The 22,639-nt window shown below is 64.9% G+C and carries 22 protein-coding genes; 11 read left to right on the top strand and 11 right to left on the bottom strand.

What is annotated here, in order from left to right; translation table 11 throughout:
• Positions 1 to 161: 161 nt before the first annotated feature.
• Positions 162 to 1,190 (top strand): patatin-like phospholipase family protein, encoded by a 1,029-nt coding sequence (locus C9F12_RS18380; RefSeq protein ID WP_045991798.1) that lies wholly within the window; start codon positions 162 to 164, stop codon positions 1,188 to 1,190.
• A gap of 370 nt (positions 1,191 to 1,560) precedes the next feature.
• On the opposite strand, the gene C9F12_RS18375 is transcribed toward C9F12_RS18380, so the two are convergent.
• Positions 1,561 to 2,148 (bottom strand): Smr/MutS family protein, encoded by a 588-nt coding sequence (locus tag C9F12_RS18375; RefSeq protein WP_045991797.1) that lies wholly within the window; start codon positions 2,146 to 2,148, stop codon positions 1,561 to 1,563.
• A 264-nt stretch (positions 2,149 to 2,412) separates the two neighbouring features.
• On the opposite strand from C9F12_RS18375, the gene prmB reads away from it, so the two are divergent.
• The 5 genes from prmB (at position 2,413) to phaC (ending at position 7,894) form a co-directional block, all read left to right on the top strand.
• The gene (gene prmB, locus C9F12_RS18370) at positions 2,413 to 3,384 is read left to right on the top strand and encodes a 50S ribosomal protein L3 N(5)-glutamine methyltransferase (protein WP_231498478.1); all 972 of its coding nucleotides are present in this window, start codon (positions 2,413 to 2,415) and stop codon (positions 3,382 to 3,384) included.
• Between the two features lie 10 nt (positions 3,385 to 3,394).
• A complete protein-coding gene (gene aroC / locus C9F12_RS18365) occupies positions 3,395 to 4,480 on the top strand; it encodes a chorismate synthase (protein WP_108131481.1) in 1,086 nt (361 codons plus the stop codon).
• A 131-nt stretch (positions 4,481 to 4,611) separates the two neighbouring features.
• Positions 4,612 to 4,992 (top strand): hypothetical protein, encoded by a 381-nt coding sequence (locus tag C9F12_RS18360; RefSeq protein ID WP_045991794.1) that lies wholly within the window; start codon positions 4,612 to 4,614, stop codon positions 4,990 to 4,992.
• Between the two features lie 284 nt (positions 4,993 to 5,276).
• The gene (locus C9F12_RS18355) at positions 5,277 to 5,819 is read left to right on the top strand and encodes a phasin family protein (protein WP_045991793.1); all 543 of its coding nucleotides are present in this window, start codon (positions 5,277 to 5,279) and stop codon (positions 5,817 to 5,819) included.
• A 236-nt stretch (positions 5,820 to 6,055) separates the two neighbouring features.
• The gene (gene phaC / locus C9F12_RS18350) at positions 6,056 to 7,894 is read left to right on the top strand and encodes a class I poly(R)-hydroxyalkanoic acid synthase (RefSeq protein WP_045991792.1); all 1,839 of its coding nucleotides are present in this window, start codon (positions 6,056 to 6,058) and stop codon (positions 7,892 to 7,894) included.
• 227 nt (positions 7,895 to 8,121) lie between these two features.
• Here phaC and lnt read toward each other — a convergent pair whose 3' ends face one another.
• The 5 genes from lnt to miaB all read right to left on the bottom strand — a co-directional run bounded on the left by lnt (position 8,122) and on the right by miaB (position 13,615).
• Positions 8,122 to 9,612: an apolipoprotein N-acyltransferase gene (gene lnt, locus C9F12_RS18345; RefSeq protein ID WP_108449787.1), complete on the bottom strand. Its 1,491-nt coding sequence runs from the start codon at positions 9,610 to 9,612 to the stop codon at positions 8,122 to 8,124.
• A 60-nt stretch (positions 9,613 to 9,672) separates the two neighbouring features.
• Positions 9,673 to 10,539, bottom strand: a complete 867-nt coding sequence (locus C9F12_RS18340; protein ID WP_045991790.1) for a transporter associated domain-containing protein — start codon at positions 10,537 to 10,539, stop codon at positions 9,673 to 9,675.
• A complete protein-coding gene (ybeY, locus tag C9F12_RS18335; protein ID WP_108449786.1) occupies positions 10,536 to 11,042 on the bottom strand; it encodes an rRNA maturation RNase YbeY in 507 nt (168 codons plus the stop codon). Before ybeY ends, C9F12_RS18340 begins: the two co-directional genes overlap by 4 nt.
• Positions 11,039 to 12,130 carry a PhoH family protein gene (locus C9F12_RS18330; RefSeq protein WP_045991788.1) on the bottom strand — a complete coding sequence of 364 codons (1,092 nt, stop codon included), beginning with the start codon at positions 12,128 to 12,130 and terminating at the stop codon, positions 11,039 to 11,041. The genes ybeY and C9F12_RS18330 overlap by 4 nt, the downstream gene beginning before the upstream one ends.
• 141 nt (positions 12,131 to 12,271) lie before the next feature.
• Entirely contained in the window at positions 12,272 to 13,615 is a 1,344-nt protein-coding gene (gene miaB, locus C9F12_RS18325) for a tRNA (N6-isopentenyl adenosine(37)-C2)-methylthiotransferase MiaB (RefSeq protein ID WP_045991787.1), read from the bottom strand.
• A gap of 468 nt (positions 13,616 to 14,083) precedes the next feature.
• Here miaB and C9F12_RS18320 point away from each other — a divergent pair, with 468 nt between their 5' ends.
• Both C9F12_RS18320 and C9F12_RS18315 read left to right on the top strand, forming a co-directional pair.
• Complete coding sequence (locus tag C9F12_RS18320) at positions 14,084 to 14,710, top strand: TIGR04211 family SH3 domain-containing protein (protein ID WP_108131485.1); 627 nt, start codon at positions 14,084 to 14,086, stop codon at positions 14,708 to 14,710.
• A gap of 20 nt (positions 14,711 to 14,730) precedes the next feature.
• Entirely contained in the window at positions 14,731 to 15,366 is a 636-nt protein-coding gene (locus C9F12_RS18315) for a thiopurine S-methyltransferase (protein ID WP_108449785.1), read from the top strand.
• Positions 15,367 to 15,454: 88 nt separating this feature from the next.
• Here the strand turns inward: C9F12_RS18315 and C9F12_RS18310 are convergent, their stop codons facing one another.
• From C9F12_RS18310 to cysP, 5 genes are all read right to left on the bottom strand, one after another.
• Positions 15,455 to 16,042: a YajG family lipoprotein gene (locus tag C9F12_RS18310; RefSeq protein WP_045991784.1), complete on the bottom strand. Its 588-nt coding sequence runs from the start codon at positions 16,040 to 16,042 to the stop codon at positions 15,455 to 15,457.
• Between the two features lie 242 nt (positions 16,043 to 16,284).
• Positions 16,285 to 17,427 carry a TOBE-like domain-containing protein gene (locus C9F12_RS18305; RefSeq protein WP_108449784.1) on the bottom strand — a complete coding sequence of 381 codons (1,143 nt, stop codon included), beginning with the start codon at positions 17,425 to 17,427 and terminating at the stop codon, positions 16,285 to 16,287.
• Positions 17,424 to 18,251, bottom strand: a complete 828-nt coding sequence (gene cysW, locus C9F12_RS18300; RefSeq protein ID WP_108449783.1) for a sulfate ABC transporter permease subunit CysW — start codon at positions 18,249 to 18,251, stop codon at positions 17,424 to 17,426. Before cysW ends, C9F12_RS18305 begins: the two co-directional genes overlap by 4 nt.
• Entirely contained in the window at positions 18,251 to 19,114 is an 864-nt protein-coding gene (gene cysT / locus C9F12_RS18295) for a sulfate ABC transporter permease subunit CysT (protein WP_108131489.1), read from the bottom strand. The genes cysW and cysT overlap by 1 nt, the downstream gene beginning before the upstream one ends.
• 24 nt (positions 19,115 to 19,138) lie before the next feature.
• Positions 19,139 to 20,161, bottom strand: coding sequence for a thiosulfate ABC transporter substrate-binding protein CysP (cysP, locus tag C9F12_RS18290; protein ID WP_108449782.1), 1,023 nt, complete (start codon positions 20,159 to 20,161; stop codon positions 19,139 to 19,141).
• A gap of 268 nt (positions 20,162 to 20,429) precedes the next feature.
• Between cysP and rpe the strand changes: the two genes are divergently transcribed.
• From rpe to C9F12_RS18275, 3 genes are read left to right on the top strand one after another with little or no spacing between them, the layout of a single operon-like run.
• Positions 20,430 to 21,119: a ribulose-phosphate 3-epimerase gene (gene rpe / locus C9F12_RS18285; protein ID WP_083970258.1), complete on the top strand. Its 690-nt coding sequence runs from the start codon at positions 20,430 to 20,432 to the stop codon at positions 21,117 to 21,119.
• A gap of 38 nt (positions 21,120 to 21,157) precedes the next feature.
• Positions 21,158 to 21,547, top strand: coding sequence for a GIY-YIG nuclease family protein (locus C9F12_RS18280; protein WP_311767520.1), 390 nt, complete (start codon positions 21,158 to 21,160; stop codon positions 21,545 to 21,547).
• Positions 21,548 to 22,405: a mechanosensitive ion channel domain-containing protein gene (locus tag C9F12_RS18275; RefSeq protein WP_045991780.1), complete on the top strand. Its 858-nt coding sequence runs from the start codon at positions 21,548 to 21,550 to the stop codon at positions 22,403 to 22,405.
• The last annotated feature ends 234 nt before the right edge of the window (positions 22,406 to 22,639 follow it).

Genomic DNA, 22,639 nt, shown 5'->3' with positions numbered 1-22,639 from the left:
GGCAGCCGGTCGGTGGATGAGTCTTGGCCGCTGCGCCGTGACAGGCCGCGTAAGCTTTTCCACGGTGGGTTAGTCTAAGCTTATAGACAGGCCTGCGAGTGCGAGGCATGCGCTGTTCAAGCGCTGCCCGCGCGGCCAATCCGCAGCAGGAGGGCATTGCCATGACCGTCTATCGCCACGATTGTCCCCCGGGATCGAGCGGCAAGCGCATTGCGCTGACATTGGGTAGTGGTGGTGCCCGAGGCTATGCCCACATCGGTGTGCTGCAGGAACTGGTCGCCCGCGACTATGAAGTGGTGGCGATCTCGGGGTGCTCCATGGGCGCCCTGGTCGGGGGCATCTTTGCTGCGGGGAAGCTCGAGCCCTACCGTCAGTGGGTCGAGGAGCTGGGCTCCTTCGGTGTACTTCGTCTGCTCGACATGTCGTTCACCTCCATGGGTGCCATGCAGGGCAGGAAGGTGATGAGCAAGATCGAGTCGTTTATCGGTGACGTCGCCATCGAGGACCTGCCCATTCCCTTCACCGCGGTGGCGACCGACCTGATGCGCCAGCGAGAAGTGTGGTTTCAGCGGGGGTCCCTGCTCAAGGCTATCCGTGCCTCCATCGCCATTCCCGGGGTATTCACGCCGGTCGAGGATGGGCCTCGGCTGCTGGTCGATGGCGGTCTGCTCAATCCGCTGCCGATCATCTCCAACGTCTCGGTCCACGCGGACCTGGTGATGGCGGTCAACGTCACCGCCAACAGCCCCAACCTTGTCTCTCTCGAGGAGTTGCTGCCGGTGGAGTGCCCGAGCTGCGATGAGGCCCGGGGCGGTAAAGGTACCAACGGAGAACGCCGCAGGGGCGATCGACGCGGTGCGCTGATGGCGCGGCGTTTTCAGGAAAGCGCCGAATCGGAGGCCGAAGCCGACCGTGCCGAGCGCGGTAATGCCGCGCTGGGGCGTAAGGACTGGGGGCGGCTGGCCACCATCCTGACCTCCTTCGACATCACCCAGGCCGCGTTGGCGCGCTACAAGGAGGCGGGCTATCCGCCGGACATCCTGGTGGAGATACCCAAGACCGTCTGCGGCTCCTTCGAATTCCACCGTGCCAGGGATCTGATCCGTCTGGGGCGTCACCTGACCTGCCAGGCGCTGGATCGCATCGAGACCTGCGGTATCGTCGAGCAGACTGAAAAGCCAGCAGGCTGACTCAGGGCGTCTGTCCGCGCCGTCTCTACAATACCTCGGTGGCTCAATACACCTTGTGATCGGGCTTCAGGGGGTCTGTCCGCGCCGTCTCAGCAACACGTAAACCGCACCGGTGCCGCCTTCGGCATCGGTGGCAGGGGTTGAGAAAGCGAAGGCCAGTACGCTTGGCCATTCTCCTGAATTTCTAGAGAGCCAGCCGTTGCCGCGGGGGACTCAAGGCGTCTGTCCGCGCCGTCTCAGCAACACGTAAACCGCACCGGTGCCGCCTTCGGCGTCGGTGGCAGGGGTTGAGAAAGCGAAGGCCAGCACGCTTGGCCATTCTCCTGAACTTATGGAAAGCCACACATTGACGGTCGTTCGTGACAGGGCCTCAGGGCGTTTGTCCGCGCCGTCTCAACAGCACGTAAACCGCACCGGTGCCACCTTCGGCGTCGGTGGCCGAACAGAAGGCCAGTACGCTTGGCCATTCTCTCAACCACGCATTGACGTGACTCTTGATCACCGGATAGTCGGCGGTGGCGCCCCAGGCCTTGCCGTGGACCACGATCACGCAGCGATGACCACTGGCCACCGAGTCACGCAGAAAGCTCTCGAGTTCCGAGCGAGCCTCCTCGAGGCTGTAGCCGTGCAAGTCCAGACCACCTTCCCAGCCGATCATCCCACGCTTCAACTGGCTACGGGTGCGATAGGGCAGGTCGGGAAGGGCAAAGTCCAGATACTCCGATGGGCGTACCGGCTCGACTCGTCCATCCGAGGTGCGCCCGGTGGCCACGTCATCACCCGCGCTGACGGCGGCAGCGCGGCGCGCGGCGGCGGCCTGATCTCGCTGGGCACGGGTGGTCGGACGCGGCTTGCCGGTGTCGGCGCGGTTGTGGCGGATACGACGGACACCTGCCTGCTCCAGGGCCTGGCGAAATGCGCTGATCTCGTCGTCGGGCGGTGGCTGGCGCTGGCTCATGGGGTCCTCGGGTCCGGTAAAAGGGAGGCCCAGTATACCGTGGTGGCCGTGGCAGTGAACCGCCGGCACGGATACAATGCCTTGCGAGTCAGATAGCCATCTATATCGCTATCTCGATCTCTATCTATATCGCTATCCAGGATCTTGCATCTGCCTTCGCCCCTGGAACGGAAGGGACCTTCGCGTGAAGGTCGTCGAAGGCGGTGATGGTCCATGCGATCCTGGCGCACGCCTCTTCTTGAACCCGATCGACAGGATGCCCTCTTGGCCGACTCTTCCTCCTCTCCGTCCACTTCCAGGTCTTCGACGCTGGCGCTCCCCGACGCTGAATTGGCCGACGGCCTTTTCACCCTGCGCGACTGTCTGCGTTGGGCAACCAGCGAGTTTCACCTGGCGGGGCTGACCTATAGCCACGGCACAGACAGCGCCTGGGACGAGGCGGTGGCCCTGGTGCTTGGCGCCTTGCATCTGCCCTGGAACGTGGACCCCGGCGTGCTGGATGCGCGGCTGCTGCCGATGGAACGCGAGCGCATCGTCGGCCTGGTGCGCGCCAGGATCAGCGACAGGCGGCCCTTGCCCTACCTGCTCGGCGAGGCCTTCTTCGCCGGGCTTGTGTTCAGTGTGGACGAGCGGGTGTTGATTCCGCGCTCGCCGATTGCCGAGTTGATCGAGTCGGGCTTTCAGGCCTGGTTCCCCGAGGAGCCGCCTCGGCGCATCCTCGACCTGTGCACCGGCTCGGGCTGTATCGGCATCGCCTGCGCCGAGTATCTGCCTACCGTCGAGGTGGACCTGTCCGATATCAGCCAGGACGCCCTGGCGGTGGCCCGTGAGAACATCAATCGCCACGACGTAGGCCGGCGCGTGCGCGCGGTGCACAGCGACGTCTTCGATGGCCTGGAAGGGCAGCGTTACGACTTGATCGTGTCCAACCCGCCCTACGTCGATATCCGCGACCTGACCACCATGCCGGAGGAGTTCCGTCATGAGCCGGCGCTGGCGCTGGGGGCGGGCAGCGATGGCCTTGATATCGTCAGACGTATCCTGCGCGAGGCAAGAGCGCACCTCAGCGACCACGGCGTGCTGATCGTCGAGGTCGGCAACTCCGATCATCATCTGGAAGCGGCCTTCCCCGAGGTTCCCTTCCTGTGGCTCGAATTCGAGCGCGGCGGCCAGGGCGTGTTCGCCCTCACCGCCGAAGAACTCGACGCCCATGCGGCGTCCTTTGCACAACAATAGAGGAGCGCCCATGTCCGGCAATACCTTCGGCAAGCTGTTTACCGTCACCACCTTCGGCGAGAGTCACGGGCTTGCGCTCGGCGCCATCGTCGATGGCTGCCCGCCTGGCATCGAGCTCAGCGAGGCCGATCTGCAGGCCGACCTGGATCGTCGCCGTCCAGGCACGTCGCGCCATACCACCCAGCGTCGTGAGCCTGATCAGGTGAAGATCCTGTCGGGCGTGTTCGAGGGGCGCACCACCGGTACCTCGATTGGCCTGTTGATCGAGAACACCGACCAGCGCTCCAAGGACTATTCGAAGATCAAGGACCAGTTCCGGCCGGCCCACGCCGACTACACCTATCACCACAAGTACGGCGAGCGCGACTATCGCGGTGGCGGACGTTCCAGTGCCCGCGAGACCGCCATGCGGGTGGCCGCCGGGGCCATCGCCAAGAAGTACCTGGCGAGCCAGGGCATCGTGGTGCGTGGCTACATGAGTCAGCTGGGCGAGCTGGCCATCGAGTTTCGTGACTGGGAAGCGGTCAACGACAACCCCTTCTTCTGTCCCGACCCCGAACGGGTGCCGGAACTCGAGGCCTACATGGACCAGCTTCGCCGTGACCAGGACTCGGTGGGGGCGAAGATCACCGTCACCGCCGAAGGGCTGCCGCCCGGGCTTGGCGAGCCGGTGTTCGACCGCCTCGATGCCGAACTGGCCCACGGCCTGATGAGCATCAACGCGGTCAAGGGCGTCGAGATCGGTGACGGCTTTGCCAGCGTGGCCCAGCGTGGCAGCCAGCACCGTGACGAGATGACCCCGGAGGGTTTTCTGTCGAATCATGCCGGTGGCGTACTGGGAGGCATCTCCAGCGGCCAGACGCTGATCGCTCACCTGGCGCTCAAGCCGACCTCCAGCATCACCATTCCTGGGCGCTCCATCGACGTGGATGGCAACCCGGTGGAGGTGGTGACCAAGGGACGCCACGATCCCTGCGTGGGGATTCGTGCCACGCCCATCGCCGAAGCGATGATGGCGCTGACCCTGATGGACCACCTGCTGCGTCATCGCGCACAGAACAGTGATGTGCGAGTCAGCACACCACGGCTACGCTGAATCGCAGAGCATGACAGGACTGCTACACTCAAGTAACGGTGGCAGGGAAGGTGCAGGATGCAGGCATCTTTGCGCCCGATAGTGCGGGCTACCGGCGCCACACACCGCCATACAAGGATCACGAGGCCAGCATGAAGATCAACGTCGAATTCGATCTGACCCCGGAAGAGTTACGCCAGGCATTGGGGCTTCCCAATATCGAGGCCTTCCAGCAGGACCTGCTCGATCGCATTCATCGGCAGATGGAGTCCGGTGTCGAAGGCTACGATCCGATGAGCCTGATGCAGCCGTTCCTGCAACAGCCGGCGCTGCAGCAGGGACTGTCCCAGGGGCTTGCCAGTTTCGGCAACTATCAGAAGATGATGATGGATATGCTGACCCAGGCCGCCCAGAGCGCCAAGGGGTCTTCTGCCAAGGATGACAAGGCCGAGGAGGCGTCAAGCTCCACGGCGCCGCGGTCCAGTGGGGCGGCCAAGGCCAGCTCGCGCAGCGCCAAGGGCGGCAAGAGCTAGCCAGGTGCTCGTCAAGTGCCTGCCAGGGGCCCGCAGGAAAGCGGCCTCGGGTATGACGGGGAGGGCAGATTCGCCGATGGCGAGGGTGCGGGGCGTCTTGATGCACAATCGCGCAGGAGGCGACGCCTGTCATGGCGTTGTCACCGAGGGTGTGCCAGACTGAGTTTGTTGCGCTGCAACAACGCTGTCCTCAGCATGCTTCCTGGACGGAGGCGCCCTGCGGACAGTGGCAGCGGATTGCCGAGTGGACAGACACCATCGACACGATTCCAGGAGGTTCGGTCATGCAAGACAAGATGTTCGACAACTTCAACGAGCAGACTCGTCAGTTCTTCGAGCCGATGCGCAAACTCAACTCCCTGATGCTGGACAACATGCAGAAGATGTCCCAGTACCAGATGGAGTCGATGAAGCGCTATAGCCAGATGGGTACCGAGCGCATGCGTGAAGCCACCGCGATCAACGACGCCGAGGGGCTGCGCGACTTCTCTACCCGTCAGGCCGAGATGCTCAACGAACTGTCGGCGCAGATGCTCGAAGATGCCCGCGCCATGAGCGAAATGAGCCTCGAGTTCAAGAGCGAACTGGAGTCGCTGTTTGCCGAGTCCGGCCAGCAGCTTGCCGATCAGGCGACCCAGGCCCGCGACCAGGCGACCGAGGCGGTCGAGAAGGCCACCCAGCAGGTCACCGAGGCAGCCGAAAAGGCCACCCAGCAGGCCAGCCAGGCGACTTCACAGGCGGCCTCCCAGGCCTCGTCTCAGACCAGCAGCGCCAGCAAGTCGACCGGCGGAACCGCCAAGGCGACCTCCAGCCGCAAGCGCACCTGAGGCAAGCGCACCTGAGGCAAGCGCACCTGAGACAAGAGTACTGTTGGACGTGCCAACGAGTGAGCGGCCGCAGGCGAGTGCAGGCATTGGCGTGAAGCGCCTGCCGCACGACGGTATAGACGGCGGCGGCCGACTCGCCCCCCAACAACGATGACGAAACGAGGGTGGATAGCTGCGACGCCGCGAGGCCGACGGTGGTCCACCCTTTTTTGCAGGGCAGGCCAGAGGAGAACGCAATGGCGGCAGGTGATCAGGCGGCGGACAACCCGGAGGAATGGGGCAACCAGCTATCGGTGCTGGGCGCCGAGTACCAGGCGTTGATGGAAGATTTCCTTTCGCGCATGGTGCCCAATGACGCAGCGGATTCGGTGATGGAGGACATTCGCAACAGCTTCCAGGCCGGTGCCGAATCGCTGATGCGCAATCCCACCCTGCTATGGGAGACCCAGGCCAAGCTGATGCAGGATCAGATGGCGCTGTGGCAACAGGCCATGGCAGCGGCCAGCGGCGGTGCCTTCGAGCCCTTGGTGACGCCGTCCCGCGGCGATCGCCGCTTCAAGGACGAGGCCTGGACCAGCGATCCTGGCTACAACGCCATCATGCAGCAGTATCTGCTGTTCTCGAACACCGTCGAGACTCTGGTGGACAAGCTCGATGATCTGAGCCCCGGCGAGAAGCGTAATCTGTCCTTCTACGCGCGTCAGATGGTCAACGCCATGTCGCCGACCAACTTCGTCTCCACCAATCCCGAAGTCATGCGCAAGACCCTCGAGACCCGGGGCCAGAACCTGGTCGACGGTCTGTCGCGTCTGCGCGAGGACCTGGCCAACTCGGCCGAGGGTCTTAACGTCACCATGACCGATCGCAGCGCCTTCGAGGTCGGTGAAAACATCGCGGTGTCACAAGGCGCGGTGGTGATGGAAAACGAGCTGATCCAGCTGATCCAGTACGCGCCCACCACCGAGAAGGTGTTCAAGACGCCGCTATTGATCGTGCCACCCTGGATCAACAAGTTTTACGTGCTCGACCTGCGCCCGGAAAACTCGCTGGTGAAGTGGCTGGTGGACCAGGGCCACACCGTGTTCCTGATCTCCTGGCGCAACCCCGGACCGGAGCAGCGCGATCTGACCTGGGCGGACTACATGCAGCTTGGTCCGATCGCGGCACTGGACGGTATCGAGCAGGCCACCGGCGAGAAGTCGGCCAACTTCCTGTCCTACTGCATCGGCGGCACCCTGACGGCCTCGACCATGGCCTACCTGACCAGCACCCGGCGCGGGCGCAAGGCCAAGTCGGTGACCTACATGGCGACCCTGCAGGACTTCCGTGACCCCGGCGAGATCGGCGTCTTCCTGAGCGAACCGGTGCTCCAGGGCATCGAAGCCAAGCTCGAGCAGGACGGTTACCTGGATGGCCGCGTCATGGCCTACTCGTTCAACCTGCTGCGGGAGAACGACCTGTTCTGGTCGTTCTACGTCAACAACTACCTGAAGGGCGAGGATCCTGCGGCCTTCGACCTGCTGTACTGGAATACCGACGGCACCAACCTGCCGGCGGGCACCCACGGCTGGTACCTGCGTCACCTGTATCAGGAGAACCAGCTGGTCGAGCCAGGCGGTGTCGAGCTCGACGGCGTCAAGATCGACCTGCGCAAGGTGTCGACGCCGAGCTACTTCATCGCCACCAAGGAAGACCATATCGCCAAGTGGAACAGCAGCTACTACGGCGCGCTGTTGCCCAAGGGCCCGGTGACCTTCGTGCTGGGGGGCTCCGGCCATATCGCCGGTGTGGTCAATCCACCGCACAAGAACAAGTACGGCTACTGGACCAACGACGAGCTACCCGACAACCACGAAGAGTGGCTGGCCGGGGCCAAGGCCAATGAAGGTTCCTGGTGGCCCCACTGGCAGGAGTGGATGGTCAAGGGTGGCTACGTGGACGCCGACAAGATGGTCGATGCCCGCGAGCCTGGTGGCGGTGAGCTGCCGCTGCTGGAGCCCGCGCCGGGGCGTTTCGTCAAGACCAGCATCCCTGAAGTGCTGGGCGAGGCGGAGGACGACGAGGCCGCCGAGTAACGTTCGTCAGCGTGACAGGCAGGAGGGTATCCGAGGAACGCATCTGGCCTTTGATACCCGCCTGACGCTCGTACACTAATCCGCACTGTTGCAACATGGTGGCAACACGGTTGCAACACAACAACGCCGCGAGGGCTCAGGCCCTCGCGGCGTTGTCGTTTGTGGTGAATGTCGTTCGCGGCCAGAGCGGCGTCGACGGTCGTTGGCTTGCGTCGGCTTGCGTTGGCTTAGTCCCGTCGGCGCCACAGTGCGCCCGCCAGCAGCATCAGCCCGGCGACGAGCCAGGTGGGCCAGCTACCGGTGCGGGTGAAGGGCGTCAGCCCCTGCATCGGCTGCACCTGACCGTCCAGGCGTGCCGTCTCGAACTGGGGCAGCTGGTCGAGCAGGCGGCCCTGATCGTCGATGATGGCGGTGATGCCATTGCTGGTGGCACGCATCACGTAGCGGCCGTTTTCCAGGGCGCGCAGCCGGGCCATTTCCAGGTGCTGGTGGGGGCCGATCGAATCGCCAAACCAGCTGTCGTTGGAGACGGTGAGCAGCAGTTCCGAATCACGGGCACGCTCGGCCACCAGGTCGGCGTAGATGATCTCGTAGCAGATGGCGTTGCCGAGGGTGTGACCGGCGGCGGTCATCGGCGGCTGCGTATCCGGTCCCGGCGTCATGGCAGGCATCGGCAGGTCGAAGAAGGCGATGGCACCCCTGAGCAGGCTTTCCAGCGGCAGGTACTCGCCGAAGGGCACCAGGTGGGCCTTGCGATAGGCGCCACTGGCGTTGCCGTAGGCGCTCACGGCGTTGAAGAAGCGCCCGTCAGCGTCGCGCTGGAGGATACCGGTCAGCAGCGCCGTCTCGGGGGCCAGCGCCGCCTGGGCGCGGGCCATGATCGGCTCGGCCTGGTCCTCGAACATCGGCAGGGCGGCCTCGGGCCAGATGACGATGTCCGGCTCCACCGGGACGGTCGCCTCCAGGTCACCGGTCATGCCCAGATAGGTATTGACCGCCTGACGCTGGCCTTCTGGCAGCCACTTGATCTCCTGGGGCAGGTTGCCCTGCAACAGGGCCACGTTCAGCGGATCACCGGTGGGCGAGGTCCACTGGTTCGGCAGCAGCCAGGGCAGGCCCCACAGGGCCACCAGCGGCAGGGCGGCCAGCGGTCGTGGCCGCGCCAGCTCCGTCAGCAGCACACCGCTGGCCGCCACCACCAGCGACAGCAGGTAGACGCCGCCCAGGGGCGCCAGCGCCGACAGCGGTGAGTCGACCTGGGTGCTGCCGAGCAGCAGCCAGGGAAAGCCGGTGAACAGCCAGGTCCTGATCCACTCCATCAGTACCCAGAAGCCGACGAAGCCGAGCCCGCCCGCCAGCGCGGTGGGGCGGGCCGGCATCAGGCGACGGAACAGCCCCATCGGCAAGGCGACGAACAGCGCCATGCTGGCCACGAACAGGGCGGTCAGGAAGAACGCCAGCGGTGCGCTGGTGTAGCCATAGTCGTGGATCGATACGTAGACCCAGGAGGCGCCGCTTCCGAACAGTCCGAGGCCGTAACACCAGCCGCGCAGCAGCGCCTGGCGTGCGCCCCGACGATAGAGACCGGCGTAGACCAGGGCGGCGGCCAGCGGGGCCAGCCACCACCAGGAAAAGGGGGCGGCGGCGAGGGTCGTCAGCCCTCCGGCAATCAGGGCGGCAAGGTAGCCGGCCCTGCCGCCGAGCACTCGCTCGAGCATGGGGTCCATCCTTGGTGTGGGCGAGAAAGGCAAGGCGTCCCCGGACGGGGACGCACGGGTTCAGTCGTCGGTACGGCTTTCGGGTTCGACCTCGAGCAGCCGGATACGCCGATTGTCGGCGTTGAGCACGGTGAAGCGCCAGCCCCCGATCAGAGTATGTTCGCCGCGCGCCGGCAGGTGGCCGAAACGCTGCATCACCAGTCCTCCCAGGGTATCGAACTCGTCGTCGGAGAAGCGCGTACCGAAGCGCTCGTTGAAGTCCTCGATGGGGGTCAGGGCTCGCACCGCGTAGCGGTCATCGCCCAGCTGGCGGATGTCCTCTTCCTCGTCGGTATCGTGCTCGTCTTCGATGTCGCCGACGATCTCCTCGAGGATGTCCTCGATGGTGACGATCCCGGCGGTGCCGCCGTACTCGTCCACCACCACCGCCATATGGCTGTGGGTGTCGCGGAACTCCTTCAACAGGCTGTTGAGGCGCTTGGACTCGGGCACGAACATGGCAGGGCGCAGGACTTCTTCGAGCTGGAAGGGGCGGTCGTCGCTGGACCCCTGCAGCAGCGGCAGCAGGTCCTTCACCAGCAGGATGCCCTTGACCTCGTCGAGGTTCTCGCCGATCACCGGGTAGCGCGAGTGACCGGTCTCGAGAATGATCGGCAGGTAGTCTTCCAGCGGCTGATCGAGCTCCAGGGCGGTGACCTGGGAGCGCGGAATCAGCACCTCCCTGACCTGCTGGTCGCTGATGTTCAGGGCGCCTTCGATGATGGTCATGGCATCCTGCTCAAGCTTCAGGCGGCTGCCCGCCTGGCGCAGGAATTCGCGCAACTCTTCTCGCGAGCTGGGTTCGTCACTGTCGCTGGACAGGGCACTGAAGAGTTTGTCGAACCAGGATTTGTTGGGGGCCTGGCTACTCGATCGGTCTTCGCTCATGCGTCGGCTCTCTCGTCCTCGCTACCGGGATCCGGAGATGGGGCCGGCGGGGCGTAAGGGTCGTCAATGCCCAGGCCGGCAAGGATACTGCGCTCGAGGCCTTCCATGAGGTCGGCCTCCTCATCCTCGATATGGTCATGGCCCAGCAAATGCAAGGTGCCGTGCACGACCATATGAGCGTAGTGATCGATCAGCGACTTGTCCTGCTCGCGTGCTTCGCGCACGACCACCGGATGGCAGATCACCAGATCGCCAAGCAGCGGAAGCTCGAGGCCTGGCGGGGCCTCGAAGGGGAATGACAGGACATTGGTCGGGGCATCCTTGCCACGGTAGTCACGGTTGAGGGTCTGGCTCTCGTCGGCGTCGACCAGGCGAATCGTGAGTTCCGACTCCGCCCGTTCGGGGTAGTGGGCCAGCACGGCGTCGACCCAGCGCTCGAGGTCATCGGCCTCTGGCAGGTCGCTGGCCTCGCTGGCCACCTGACGGTCCACGCAGGCGCTCATCGGTGGGCGTCTCCGTCACCGTTCATGGACTGTAGACGCTCGGCACGCTCCAGCCGGCGCTCTTCGGCACGCGCCTCGCGGCGGGCGCGCTCCTCGGCTTCCTGGTTGGCCTCGAACAGGTCGTAGGCCTCGATGATACGCTGCACCAGCGGGTGGCGAACCACGTCCTTGGCGGCGAAGTGGGTCACCCCGATACCGGCGGTGTCCTTGAGCACATCGAGTACCTGGATCAGGCCGGAGCTCTGGCCCTTGGGCAGGTCGACCTGGGTCACGTCGCCGGTGATCACCGCGGTGGAGCCGAAGCCGATGCGGGTCAGGAACATCTTCATCTGCTCGCGAGTGGTGTTCTGGCTCTCGTCGAGAATGATGAAGGCATTGTTCAGGGTGCGCCCGCGCATATAGGCCAGCGGCGCGATCTCGATCACCTGGCGCTCGATCAGCTTGGCGACTTGCTCGAAGCCGATCATCTCGTACAGGGCGTCATACAGTGGGCGCAGGTAGGGATCGATCTTCTGGGCAAGGTCACCGGGCAGGAAGCCGAGCTTCTCGCCGGCTTCCACCGCCGGGCGCACCAGCAGGATGCGTCGCACCTGCTGCTGGTTGAGCGCTTCCACCGCAGCCGCCACCGCCAGGTAGGTCTTGCCGGTGCCGGCGGGGCCGATGCCGAAGTTGATGTCGTGGTTGCGGATGCTGGTGACGTAGCCCTGCTGATTGAGGCCGCGCGGCTTGATCAGGGTGCGCGGGGTACGAATCAGCACCTCGCCCTCGCCGGCGTCTTCTTCGGCGTCCTCGTCGAGGGCCTCGATGCCGGCTTCCTGCAGGAACAGGTGCACGGTGTCCGGGGTCAGCTCGGTGGCCTCGGCCTCACGATAGAGGTGTTCCACCAGGTTTGCGGCCGCCTTGACGCGAGCGCCGGGGCCGGCCAGCTGGAACATGTTGCCGCGGTTGCGCAGGGTGACGCCGAGCCGGCTTTCGATCAGCTTCAGATGCTCGTCGCGCTGGCCACACAGGTTGGCAAGACGGCGGGGCTCGTTGGGTTCGAGGTTGAGCGTGATGATGCGGTTGGCCTGGGTCGATGGCTGGCTCAAGGCGTGAAGAATCCGTGTTTGGGTGGCTTTGAAGGTTCAGCTTACTGCCCCGGCGTGGGCCAGGGCAATGCTCCGGGTCCTGTGCATTGGCGATCGTCATGGTGAAACGGCCAAGCCGCCCGTCCCGGAGCAGGGCGAGCCTCAGTAGCGCTCGCCGGAAGCCAGTTCGCCACGCAGCGAGTTGGGCAGGGCCTCGGTGATCTCGACGTCGACGAAGTAGCCGATCAGCTCGGTGGGGTTGGCCGCGCGGAAGTTGACCACCCGGTTGTTCTCGGTGCGTCCGGACAACTGGCCCGGGTCGCGGGGCGAGAAGCCGCTGACCAGCACACGCTGGGTAGTGCCCACCATGCGCCGACTGATCTGCATCGCCTGCTGGTTGATGCGCTCCTGCAGGATCGCCAGACGCTGCTTCTTGATCTCTTCCGGGGTCTCGTCGTCAAGCGCCGCCGCCGGGGTGCCCGGGCGAGCGGAGTAGACGAAACTGAAGGATACGTCGAAGCCGATGCGATGGATCAGGTCCATGGTCGCCTCGAAGTCCTCCTCGGTCTCGCCCGGGAAGCCGATGATGAAGTCCGAGGAGAAGCTGATGTCCGGGCGCAGGGCGCGGATGCGCTCCATCTTGTCGACGTACTCTTCGACCGTGTGACCGCGCTTCATCGCCGCCAGGATGCGGTCGGAACCGGCCTGCACCGGCAGGTGAAGGTGGCTGACCAGCTCCGGAATCTCGGCGTAGGCCTCGATCAGGCTGTCGCTGAACTCCACCGGGTGCGAGGTGGTGAAGCGGATACGGTCGATGCCGTCGACCGCCGCCACGCAGGCGATCAGTTCGGCCAGATCGATTTCGTCGCCGTCGTCGTTGAGCCCGCGGTAGGCGTTGACGTTCTGGCCCAGCAGGTTGATCTCGCGAACGCCCTGGTCGGCCAGGTGGAAGACCTCGTCCATGACCGCCTCGAACGGCCGCGAGACTTCCTCGCCACGGGTGTAGGGCACCACGCAGAAGGTGCAGTACTTGGAGCAGCCTTCCATCACCGAGACGAAGGCGCTGGCGCCGTCGGAGCTGGGCTTGGGCAGGTGATCGAACTTCTCGATCTCGGGGAAGGTGACGTCCACCACCGAGATCTGGTTGTCACGGCTGGCGTCGAGCATGCTCGGCACCCGGTGCAGGGTCTGGGGACCGAACACCATGTCGACGTGGGGGGCGCGCTTGCGAATGGCCTCGCCTTCCTGGCTGGCCACGCAGCCACCGACGCCGATCACCAGATCGGGGTTGGACTGCTTGAGCTTCTTCCAGCGACCGAGCTGGTGGAAAACCTTCTCCTGGGCCTTTTCCCGAATCGAACAGGTGTTGAGCAGGATCACGTCCGCGTCCTGTTCGTTGTCGGTCAGTTCCATCTGATGGGAGTCGCCGAGCAGATCCGCCATGCGGGCAGAGTCGTACTCGTTCATCTGGCAGCCGTGGGTCTTGATGAAGAGTTTCTTCGTCATAGCAATATGTCGGGCTCCCGGCCCGATGGGCACCAGGGGTGCCTGGTCACGTGAGTGGTGGTGAATGGGCGCGAGACTGGCGGTCGAACGACCGTGGCGCATGGTGGCGCATTATACGCACCCGGCCCGGGTGGGGCCAGTTTGCCGACGTACCGGCCAGGGACCAGGGCAGGGCGCGCGGAGATCCCGGTGGATCTTGGTCCACCGGCCGGGGTATCCCGGTGAGCCAATGTGATAGTCTTGCGGGCGGATGGGAACGCGGGCTGGCTATTTTATGACCATTTTGTGCCAACCCCAGGTGTCTCGCCCGCAGGACAGCGATGTCCAGCGGTTTTCCCGACACTTGTCCACAGGAGCTGTGGAACGTTTGTCACCCTCCTTGGTCTCATCGCACGTTGCGGCTTGGCAGGAAGCCGGCGCAGCGTCACTCGAGTCGCAACCGAGCCCAGATTAGCCAGGAAAGACGGCATGAAAACGCAATTTCTCAAGACAGTGACCCTGGGCCTCGCCCTGACCGGCGCCGCCCTGCCGGCGATGGCTCAGGACGACGGCACCTCACGGTGGGTGTCGGACGAACTCACCACCTATGTGCGCAGTGGCCCCACCGACGGCTACCGCATCGTCGGCACCTTGACCGCCGGCCAGCCGGTGACCCTGCTGGACACCTCCGGCGACTATTCCCAGGTCCGAAGCGACAGCGGAGACGTGGTCTGGGTCCCCAGCAGCGAACTGCAACAGACCCCCAGCGCCAGCGACCAGCTGCCCAAGCTCGAGGCAAGGGTGGAAGAACTCACCGAGGAGCTCGACGGCATCAACGAAAGCTGGGAAGAGCGCACTCGGACCATGACCGAGACCCTCGAGGTGCGCGAGAGCCGCATCGCCGAACTGGAAGCACGCAATCATGAGCTGGAGAGCGCCTTCAGCGATATCAGCGAGACCAACAAGGACCTCGAGGCTCGCCTGGAGACCCGCAAGGAAGACCTGCTGATGCGCTACTTCATGTACGGCGGGGGCGTCGCCGGGGCGGGCCTGATCGTCGGCCTGATCGTGCCGCACCTGCCGCGGCGTCGGCGCAAGCGCGACCGCTGGTTCTAGCACCCGGGACAGAGAATTCGATGCACGAACACTGGTTGAAACGCTGGGAAGAGGGGCGCATCGGCTTTCATCGCGATAGCGTTCATCCTGCACTGATCCGCCACTGGCCGATGCTGGGGGTGGTTCCCGGGACCAAGGTGCTGGTGCCACTGTGCGGCAAGAGCCTGGACATGCGCTGGCTGGCCGAGCATCAACATCCGGTGCTCGGCATCGAGCTGTCGGAGCGCGCGCTCGAACAGTTTGTGGAAGATGGCCGAGGGGAGGTGTCGCGCTACCAGCAGGACGGTTTCGCGATTCTGCGTCAGGGCAGTATCGAGCTATGGTGCGGTGACTTCTTTCACTTCCATATCGCCCAGGCCTCGGAGATCGGCGCCTTCTATGATCGCGCCGCCCTGATCGCCTTGCCCGAGGCCACCCGCCAGCGCTACGCCTTTCACCTGGCCCAGCTGATACCGCCTGGCGCGCGGGGGCTGCTGGTCAGTCTGAGTCGGAGCGGCGACGACGGTCCGCCGTTCCATGTGGACGGCGCCGAAGTGAGGCGGTTGTTCGACCCCAACTTCATCGTCACCCACCTGGAAGACGGCGAGCCCGAAGCCAATGGCTTTCGTGAGTCGGTCTGGGCGCTGGTACGGCGTGGTCCCACCACCGACGAGTGATTGAGTGCATCAAACCAAAGCGCGCCACCCACAAGGGGCGGCGCGCTGTCGTGTGCCTGCCTGGCCCGCCCCGCGGGGCGGGCGAGCGTCAACGGGCCAGCAATTGGCCCAGCTCCGGGTCGGCGAAGGCCCGGTTCAGACCGTCGGTGAGCAGGTCGGTGACCATGCGCTGATTGGTTGCCTTGTCCGGCTTCACCGCATAACTCTGCACGCGGCGCGAGGTGTAGGTGCCGGTGTAGGTCTGGCCGTCATTGCTGGCTTCGGCCTCGATGACGCTTTCCAGTCTGGCCTCGTCCACCAGCGGCTGACTCTGGCCGCGTTCATAGCTCAGCTTCTTCAGCGTCAGCGTCAGGCTGGGGCGGCCCGGAGCCGGTTCGGCGGTGGGGCTGAAGCCCATCTCGCGCACCGCCCGCTCCACCTCGGCCTGAAGCCTCGGCACGATCTCGTGGGGGCTGACGCTGATGGTGGCGGTGGAGCTTGCGCTGCCGCTGCGGGTACCGAGCACGTCCGAGGGGCGGTCATCGGCGGCGATGACGGTGACCGCCTGGCCAGAGCCGGAGGCCGGCACGGCCACGCTGCGCTTGGGGTCGGGCTGCAGATGGTGGGGGCTCGAGCAGGCGCTGAGCGCGAGCAGCGCGGTCACACCAGCGGCGCCCAGCAGAAGGCGACGAAGCATAGGGGGAACTCCTTGTCGTGTTATCGGTAGAAATCGCACCGTAGTGCGCACTCGTCGGGCGAGGCTTTGCCTGGACGGGCGATAGTACGTCTATCAGAGGGGGGCGTGCAGCAAAAGTTCCTGGGCTGATCGAAGCGGACAAGGCCCGCCAGGTGGGCGTCTGCGCCGCACTCGCGGTGCTTGGACAGGGCGCCACCCTTGGCGGCGCTTAGACGGTGGCGCCGGATTCTCGGCGCTTAGGCTTAGACAGTTGCGCCGGATTCTCGGCGCTTGGCACCACTCTTGGCGGATCTATCACCCGACACGTCCGGTTGCTGGCTATCGGGCCGACTGTCTGGATAGTGGTGCCAGCGGCGGGGCAGGGCGTAGACCCGGGAGCCACGGCCAAGTGCCAGGCGTTCGGCGTCGCCATGGCTCAGGGTCGCCATCCAGGGCTCGTCCATCCAGTCGGCGTTCAGCTCGATGCGCACTTCGGCGCCCACCGGGACCACCGCGGTGACCACCGCGGGCAGGTGAGCGTCGGCACTGGGGGCGGCGGCCACCTGTACCTCGTGGGGGCGCAGCAGGATCTCCTGAGGGCCGTCGTCCAGGTCCAGTGTCAGGCGCGCCTCACCGCAGGTCAGCACGCCGCCGCGAACCTCGCCTTCCAGATGATTGACGTCGCCGAGGAATTCGAACACGAAGCGATTGCGCGGTTGACGGTACAGCGTCTCCGGGGTGTCGATCTGCTCGATACGGCCGTTGCTCATCACCACCACACGGTCAGACAGCTCCAGCGCTTCCTCCTGGTCGTGGGTCACGAACACGCTGGTGAAGCCCAGCTCGTCGTGCAGGTGCCTGAGCCAGCGGCGCAGCTCCTGGCGGACCTTGGCATCGAGCGCCCCGAAGGGTTCATCGAGCAGCAGCACCTCTGGCTTGAGCGCCAGGGCGCGTGCCAGCGAGACACGCTGCTGCTGCCCGCCGGAGAGCTGCGCCGGGAAGCGTTCGGCCAGGTGAGACAGCTGCACCATCTCCAGCAGTTGCATGACCCGGGAGCGGATCTCACCGCTGGACGGACGCTTGCGGCGGGGCAGCACGGTCAGGCCGAAGGCGACATTGTCGAACACGCTCATATGGCGGAACAGCGCGTAGTGCTGGAACACGAAGCCGATACGCCGGTCACGTACGTGGACATGGGTCACGTCGCGTTCGCCGAACAGAATGCGGCAGTCGGGGTGGTCGTCCGGTGTCTCGAGCCCGGCGATGATCCGCAACAGGGTGGTCTTGCCGGAACCGGACGGGCCCAGCAGGCCGATCAGCTCGCCGCTGTTGATGTCCAGGTCGATGGGAGACAGCGCCTGGGAGCGTCCGAAGTGCTTCTGGATATGGTCGAGACGAATGCTCATGTCAGGGCCTCCCGGCGCGTGGCGCGCCATTCGAGCGTGGCCTTGGCGGCCAGGGTAAGCAGGGCGATCAGTGCCAGCAGGGCGGCGCTGGCGAAGGCGCCGACGGTGTTGTAGTCCTGATACAGAAGCTCCACGTGCAGCGGCAGGGTGTTGGTCTCGCCGCGGATGGCCCCAGAGACCACCGAGACCGCGCCGAATTCACCCACCGCCCGGGCGTTGGTCAGTATCACGCCGTAGAGCAGGGCCCAGCGGATATTGGGCAGGGTCACCCGGCGAAACAGCGTAAAGCCGCGTGCGCCGAGGGTTACCGCCGCTTCTTCCTCGCGGGAGCCCTGGGCCTGCATCAGCGGGATCAGCTCCCTGGCGACGAAGGGGCAGGTGACGAAGATGGTCACCATCAGGATGCCGGGCCAGGCGAACATCAACTGGATGTCGTGGGCATCCAGCCAGCCGCCGATCCAGCCGTTGCGGCCGTAGAGCAGCAGGTAAACCAGGCCCGCCACCACCGGCGAGATGGCGAAGGGGATGTCGATCAGTGTCTGCAGCAGGCGCCGTCCGGGGAAGGCGAAGCGGGTCACCAGCCAGGCCAGCATCACCCCGAAGACCAGGTTGACCGGGATCGTCAGCAGGGTGATGAACAGGGTCAGGCCGATCGCCGCCAGGGTGAAGTGATCCGTGACATTGGCGATGAAGGGCCCGACACCCTCGGCCAGGGCCTGGGCGAAGATGGCCAGCAGCGGTAGCAGCAGAAACAGTGCCGAGAGCGTTACCGCCAGCGCGATCAGGCTGCGCCTGAGCCAGGGGGCGTCACCGATTCGTTGCATCAGCCGCGTCCTCCGTGCAGTCGGCGGATAAAGCGTCCCTGCCACAGGTTGATCGCCAGCAGCAGCGCCAGCGAGGTCGCCAGCACCACCGACGCGATGGCCGAGGCCCCCACGTAGTCGTACTCCTGCAGCTTGACGAAGATCATCAGCGAGGTGATCTCGGTCTCGTAGGGCATGTTACCGGCGATGAAGATCACCGCACCGAATTCGCCCAGGGAGCGCACGAAGGCGAGCCCGGTGCCGGTGACCAGGGCCGGCCACAGGTGGGGCAGGATGACCCGACGAAAGGCCACGCCGTCGCGGGCGCCCAGACTCATGGCGGCTTCGTCGATTTCCGCGGGCAGGTCCTCGAGCACCGGCTGCACCGTGCGCACGACGAAGGGGATGCTGGTGAAGGCCATGGCCAGGGCGATGCCGACCCAGGTGTAGGACACCTGCCAGCCCAGCGGCTCCAGCAACTGTCCCATCCAGCCCTTGGACGAGTAGAGCGTTGCCAGGGTGATGCCGGCGACCGCCGTGGGCAGCGCGAAGGGCAGGTCCATCAGGGCATCGAGCAGGCGCTTGCCGGGGAAGTCATAGCGCACCAGCACCCAGGCCATCAACAGCCCGAACACGGCGTTGACCAGCGCCGCCACCAGGGCGCCACCGATGGTGGTGACGTAGCTTGCCACCACGCGGGGTTCACTGATGATGAACCAGTACTCGGACAGCGACAGCCCCTTGAGCTGGCCGACCAGGCCGGTCAGCGGCAGCAGCAGTACCAGCGAGACGAAGGTGAGGCTGATGCCCAGAGACAGGCCGAAGCCCGGCAGCACGCGGCGCCGGGCGGATCGGGCAAAGGGCAGGGAGATGGCCTTGTGCATGGGATAGGTCGCTTGCCTTGACGATCAGCGACGCTGCAGCTGGTCCAGCTCGCCGCCGCTCTTGAAGTGGGTGTCCATGGCGCTGTTCCAGCCACCGAACACGTCCTGAACCTCGAACAGCTCGGTCTCGGGGAAGCTATCGGCGAACTCTTCCTTCACCGCTTCGTTGTGGACGCGGTAGTTGAAGCCTGCCAGCTGGCGCTGGGCCTCCTCGGTGTAGAGATAGTCGAGGTAGGCACGGGCGAGCTCGAGGTTGCCGTTGCGCTCAGCGTTTTCCTCGACCACCGCCACCGGGAACTCGGCGAGGATGCTGACCGGCGGCACGATGACGTCGTATTCGTCGCTGCCGTACTCGTCACGGATATTGTTGACCTCGGACTCGAAGCTGATCAGCACGTCGCCGATGCCACGTTCGATGAAGCTGGTGGTGGCGCCGCGGCCGCCGGTGTCAAACACCTTCACATTGCCGAGGAAGTCGCTCATGAACTCGCGCACCTGGTCCTCGTCGCCGTCGAAGTTGCGCTCGGCGGCACCCCAGGCGGCCAGGTAGGTATAGCGGCCGTTACCGGACGTCTTGGGGTTGGGGAACACCAGTTCGACGCCCTCGGCGGCCAGGTCTTCCCAGCTCTCGATGCCCTGGGGGTTGCCCTTGCGCACCAGGAAGGCGGTGGTGGAGTAGTAGGGCGAGGCATTGTTGGGCAACTGGCTCTGCCAGTCTTCCGCGACCAGGCCGGCATCGGCCAGTACCTGGACGTCGGTGACCTGGTTGTAGGTCACCACGTCGGCCTTCAGGCCCTGCAGGATGGCGCGGGCCTGGGCGGAAGAGCCGCCGTGGGACTGCTTGATGGTCAGCTCACCGTCATTCTCTGCCTGCCAGTGCTGCTGAAACGCCGGGTTGATGGCGGCGAACAGCTCGCGGGCGATGTCATAGGACGAGTTGAGCAGCTCCTTGTCCTCGGCCATTACCGGCGAGGCCATGGCACCGCCGAGGCCGGCGGCCAGGGACAGGGACAGGGCGGTACGGCGCAGGATCGGGGGCAGCTTCATGTCGGGGTTCCTTGACGTCGGGGGTGGGCCGGGGAAATCGGCGGATCGCAACGAAGGCTAAGGCTAATTTTAAGGAATTACAATCCTGTTTGTTAAAACTGTTTGGAATATAAGATGTCGCAACGCGCATACTATAGACGACTGCAACCGGACGAATCGGCAGAAGACGTGGAGGAAGATCGCTGATGCGGGCGGGACCAACTGCTAGAATGCCGCTTTTCGTCGAGCCCTTGTGGCCTCCACCATGACTCTCTCCTCGGATGACTCCATGAACGACTTCCTGATCGCGCCTTCGATCCTGTCCGCTGACTTCGCCCGCCTGGGAGAAGAGGTCGACAACGTGCTGGCATCGGGTGCCGATATCGTCCACTTCGACGTGATGGACAATCACTACGTGCCCAACCTGACCATCGGGCCGATGGTCTGTGAGGCGCTGCGCAAGCATGGCGTCACCGCGCCCATCGACGCCCACCTGATGGTCAAGCCGGTGGATCGACTGATCGGTGACTTCATCGATGCCGGTGCCAGCTACATCACCTTCCACCCCGAGGCCTCCGAACATATCGATCGCTCGCTGCAGCTGATTCGTGACGGCGGCTGCAAGGCCGGGCTGGTGTTCAACCCGGCGACGCCACTGTCCTACCTGGACTACGTGATGGACAAGGTCGACATGGTGCTGCTGATGAGCGTCAATCCGGGCTTCGGCGGTCAGTCGTTCATCCCGGCGACGCTCGACAAGCTGCGCCAGGCGCGTGCGCGCATCGACGCCAGCGGACGGGACATTCGTCTGCAGGTGGATGGTGGCGTGAAGGTAGACAATATCGCCGAGATCGCGCGCGCCGGGGCGGACACCTTCGTCGCGGGCTCCGCGGTGTTCGGCGCGCGTCGCGACGAGGACCCCCACGGCTACGACAGCATCATCGCCGACTTTCGCTCGCGCCTGGCCTCTACGCGGTGATTGGCGATTCGGACTATGCTGGCTCAGGCAAGCCGGGCTTGGATGAGTCGGTCTCAGATGAGCCTGTCTCAGGCGAGCCAGTACCCGAGCTGCCGGCGGCGGCAACGACGACGTGGTACCTGTATATCGTCGAGACGGCGGCCGGGGCGCTTTATACCGGCATTACCACCGATGTTGCCAGGCGTGTCGAGCAACACCGCAGCGGCAAGGGCGCCAAGGCGCTGCGTGGCAAGGGCCCGCTGACGCTTCGCCATCAGGAGCCGGTCGGCACGCGAGGTGACGCCAGCCGGCTGGAAATCGCCGTCAAGCGCATGTCGGTGCGTCGCAAGCGCCAGTGGCTGGCGGCGCGCATCAGCACTGACGAAGCGAGGGCGGTGGTCGAGCAGGATCGTACTTCGATAACGAAAACGACATACAAGGAGAGGTAGATGGAGTTCCTGCAAAAGCTGGACGTGGAGGCCCTGATCGAGTTTGCCTCGACCACCGGGCTGCAGTTTCTGATCAATCTGGTCGCCGCGGCGGCGATCTTCATCATCGGGCGCTGGGTGGCCAAGGCGGTACACCGGGTGGTGGTCAAGGGCATGCAGCGTGCCGACGTCGAACCCCTGCTGGTCAAGTTCCTCGGCAACATCCTGTATGCCTTGCTGCTGACCTTCGTGATCCTGGCCGCCATCAGCCGGATCGGTATCCAGACCGCCTCGTTGATCGCGGTGATCGGTGCCGCCGGTCTGGCGGTGGGTCTGGCCCTGCAGGGGTCGCTGGCCAACTTCGCCGCCGGGGTCATGGTCATCATCTTCCGCCCCTACCGGATCGGCGACTACGTGGAGGCCGGTGGGGTCAGCGGCACCGTCGAGGATGTGCAGATCATCAGCACCGAGCTGAGCACACCGGACAATCGCAAGATCATCGTGCCCAACGGCCAGATGATGAGCGGTGCCGTGGTCAACTATTCTGCCCACGCCACTCGTCGGGTCGATCTGACGGTGGGGGTCGGCTATGACGACGACATCGATACCGTGCGACGGGTGCTGGAGAGCGTGGTCGCCGACGACCCTCGCGTGCTCAGCGAACCGGCGCCGAATATCCGCATGAATGCCATGGGCGACTCCTCCATCACCTGGATCGTGCGGCCCTGGGTGCAGGCATCCGACTACTGGGACGTCTACTGGGAGATGACCGAGGAGATCAAGCGTCGCTTCGATCGCGAAGGCATCAGCATTCCCTTTCCCCAGCGTGACGTGCACCTCTATCACCACGCCAAGGACGAGCCCCAGGCCAACGCCTGAGCAGGATGTGGTGCTGTCGATGACGACAAGCAAGAGAGGCTGCCCTGGGGCAGCCTCTCTTGCTGTAAACGTGCGTGCGATGTCTGCCAGGGGAGTGCGGGCAGGGACTAGATACCATCTCCCCTAACCGGCCACAAACATCCCATCAGGCGGTTTGTGGCCGATATTCGGTTTGTGTCTTGAGGACACCATAGGCGATGTGGATCAGCTTCCGCATCGCCGCACCCAGGGCCG

It is taken from the genome of Halomonas sp. BN3-1 (assembly GCF_003056325.1).
Classification (GTDB): Bacteria; Pseudomonadota; Gammaproteobacteria; order Pseudomonadales; family Halomonadaceae; genus Halomonas; species Halomonas litopenaei.
This window is presented reverse-complemented; position numbering and strand designations above follow the sequence as displayed.

Coding starts and splice junctions, on each gene's coding strand:
- cysP (WP_108449782.1), bottom strand. CDS start 20,161: ATGAAGCTGCCCCCGATCCTGCGCCGTACCGCCCTGTCCCTGTCCCTG.
- C9F12_RS18310 (WP_045991784.1), bottom strand. CDS start 16,042: ATGCTTCGTCGCCTTCTGCTGGGCGCCGCTGGTGTGACCGCGCTGCTC.
- C9F12_RS18375 (WP_045991797.1), bottom strand. CDS start 2,148: ATGAGCCAGCGCCAGCCACCGCCCGACGACGAGATCAGCGCATTTCGC.
- cysW (WP_108449783.1), bottom strand. CDS start 18,251: ATGCAACGAATCGGTGACGCCCCCTGGCTCAGGCGCAGCCTGATCGCG.
- C9F12_RS18315 (WP_108449785.1), top strand. CDS start 14,731: ATGCACGAACACTGGTTGAAACGCTGGGAAGAGGGGCGCATCGGCTTT.
- C9F12_RS18305 (WP_108449784.1), bottom strand. CDS start 17,427: ATGAGCATTCGTCTCGACCATATCCAGAAGCACTTCGGACGCTCCCAG.
- lnt (WP_108449787.1), bottom strand. CDS start 9,612: ATGCTCGAGCGAGTGCTCGGCGGCAGGGCCGGCTACCTTGCCGCCCTG.
- C9F12_RS18340 (WP_045991790.1), bottom strand. CDS start 10,539: ATGAGCGAAGACCGATCGAGTAGCCAGGCCCCCAACAAATCCTGGTTC.
- rpe (WP_083970258.1), top strand. CDS start 20,430: ATGAACGACTTCCTGATCGCGCCTTCGATCCTGTCCGCTGACTTCGCC.
- C9F12_RS18355 (WP_045991793.1), top strand. CDS start 5,277: ATGCAAGACAAGATGTTCGACAACTTCAACGAGCAGACTCGTCAGTTC.
- C9F12_RS18275 (WP_045991780.1), top strand. CDS start 21,548: ATGGAGTTCCTGCAAAAGCTGGACGTGGAGGCCCTGATCGAGTTTGCC.
- ybeY (WP_108449786.1), bottom strand. CDS start 11,042: ATGAGCGCCTGCGTGGACCGTCAGGTGGCCAGCGAGGCCAGCGACCTG.
- C9F12_RS18320 (WP_108131485.1), top strand. CDS start 14,084: ATGAAAACGCAATTTCTCAAGACAGTGACCCTGGGCCTCGCCCTGACC.
- phaC (WP_045991792.1), top strand. CDS start 6,056: ATGGCGGCAGGTGATCAGGCGGCGGACAACCCGGAGGAATGGGGCAAC.
- miaB (WP_045991787.1), bottom strand. CDS start 13,615: ATGACGAAGAAACTCTTCATCAAGACCCACGGCTGCCAGATGAACGAG.
- aroC (WP_108131481.1), top strand. CDS start 3,395: ATGTCCGGCAATACCTTCGGCAAGCTGTTTACCGTCACCACCTTCGGC.
- cysT (WP_108131489.1), bottom strand. CDS start 19,114: ATGCACAAGGCCATCTCCCTGCCCTTTGCCCGATCCGCCCGGCGCCGC.
- C9F12_RS18360 (WP_045991794.1), top strand. CDS start 4,612: ATGAAGATCAACGTCGAATTCGATCTGACCCCGGAAGAGTTACGCCAG.
- C9F12_RS18380 (WP_045991798.1), top strand. CDS start 162: ATGACCGTCTATCGCCACGATTGTCCCCCGGGATCGAGCGGCAAGCGC.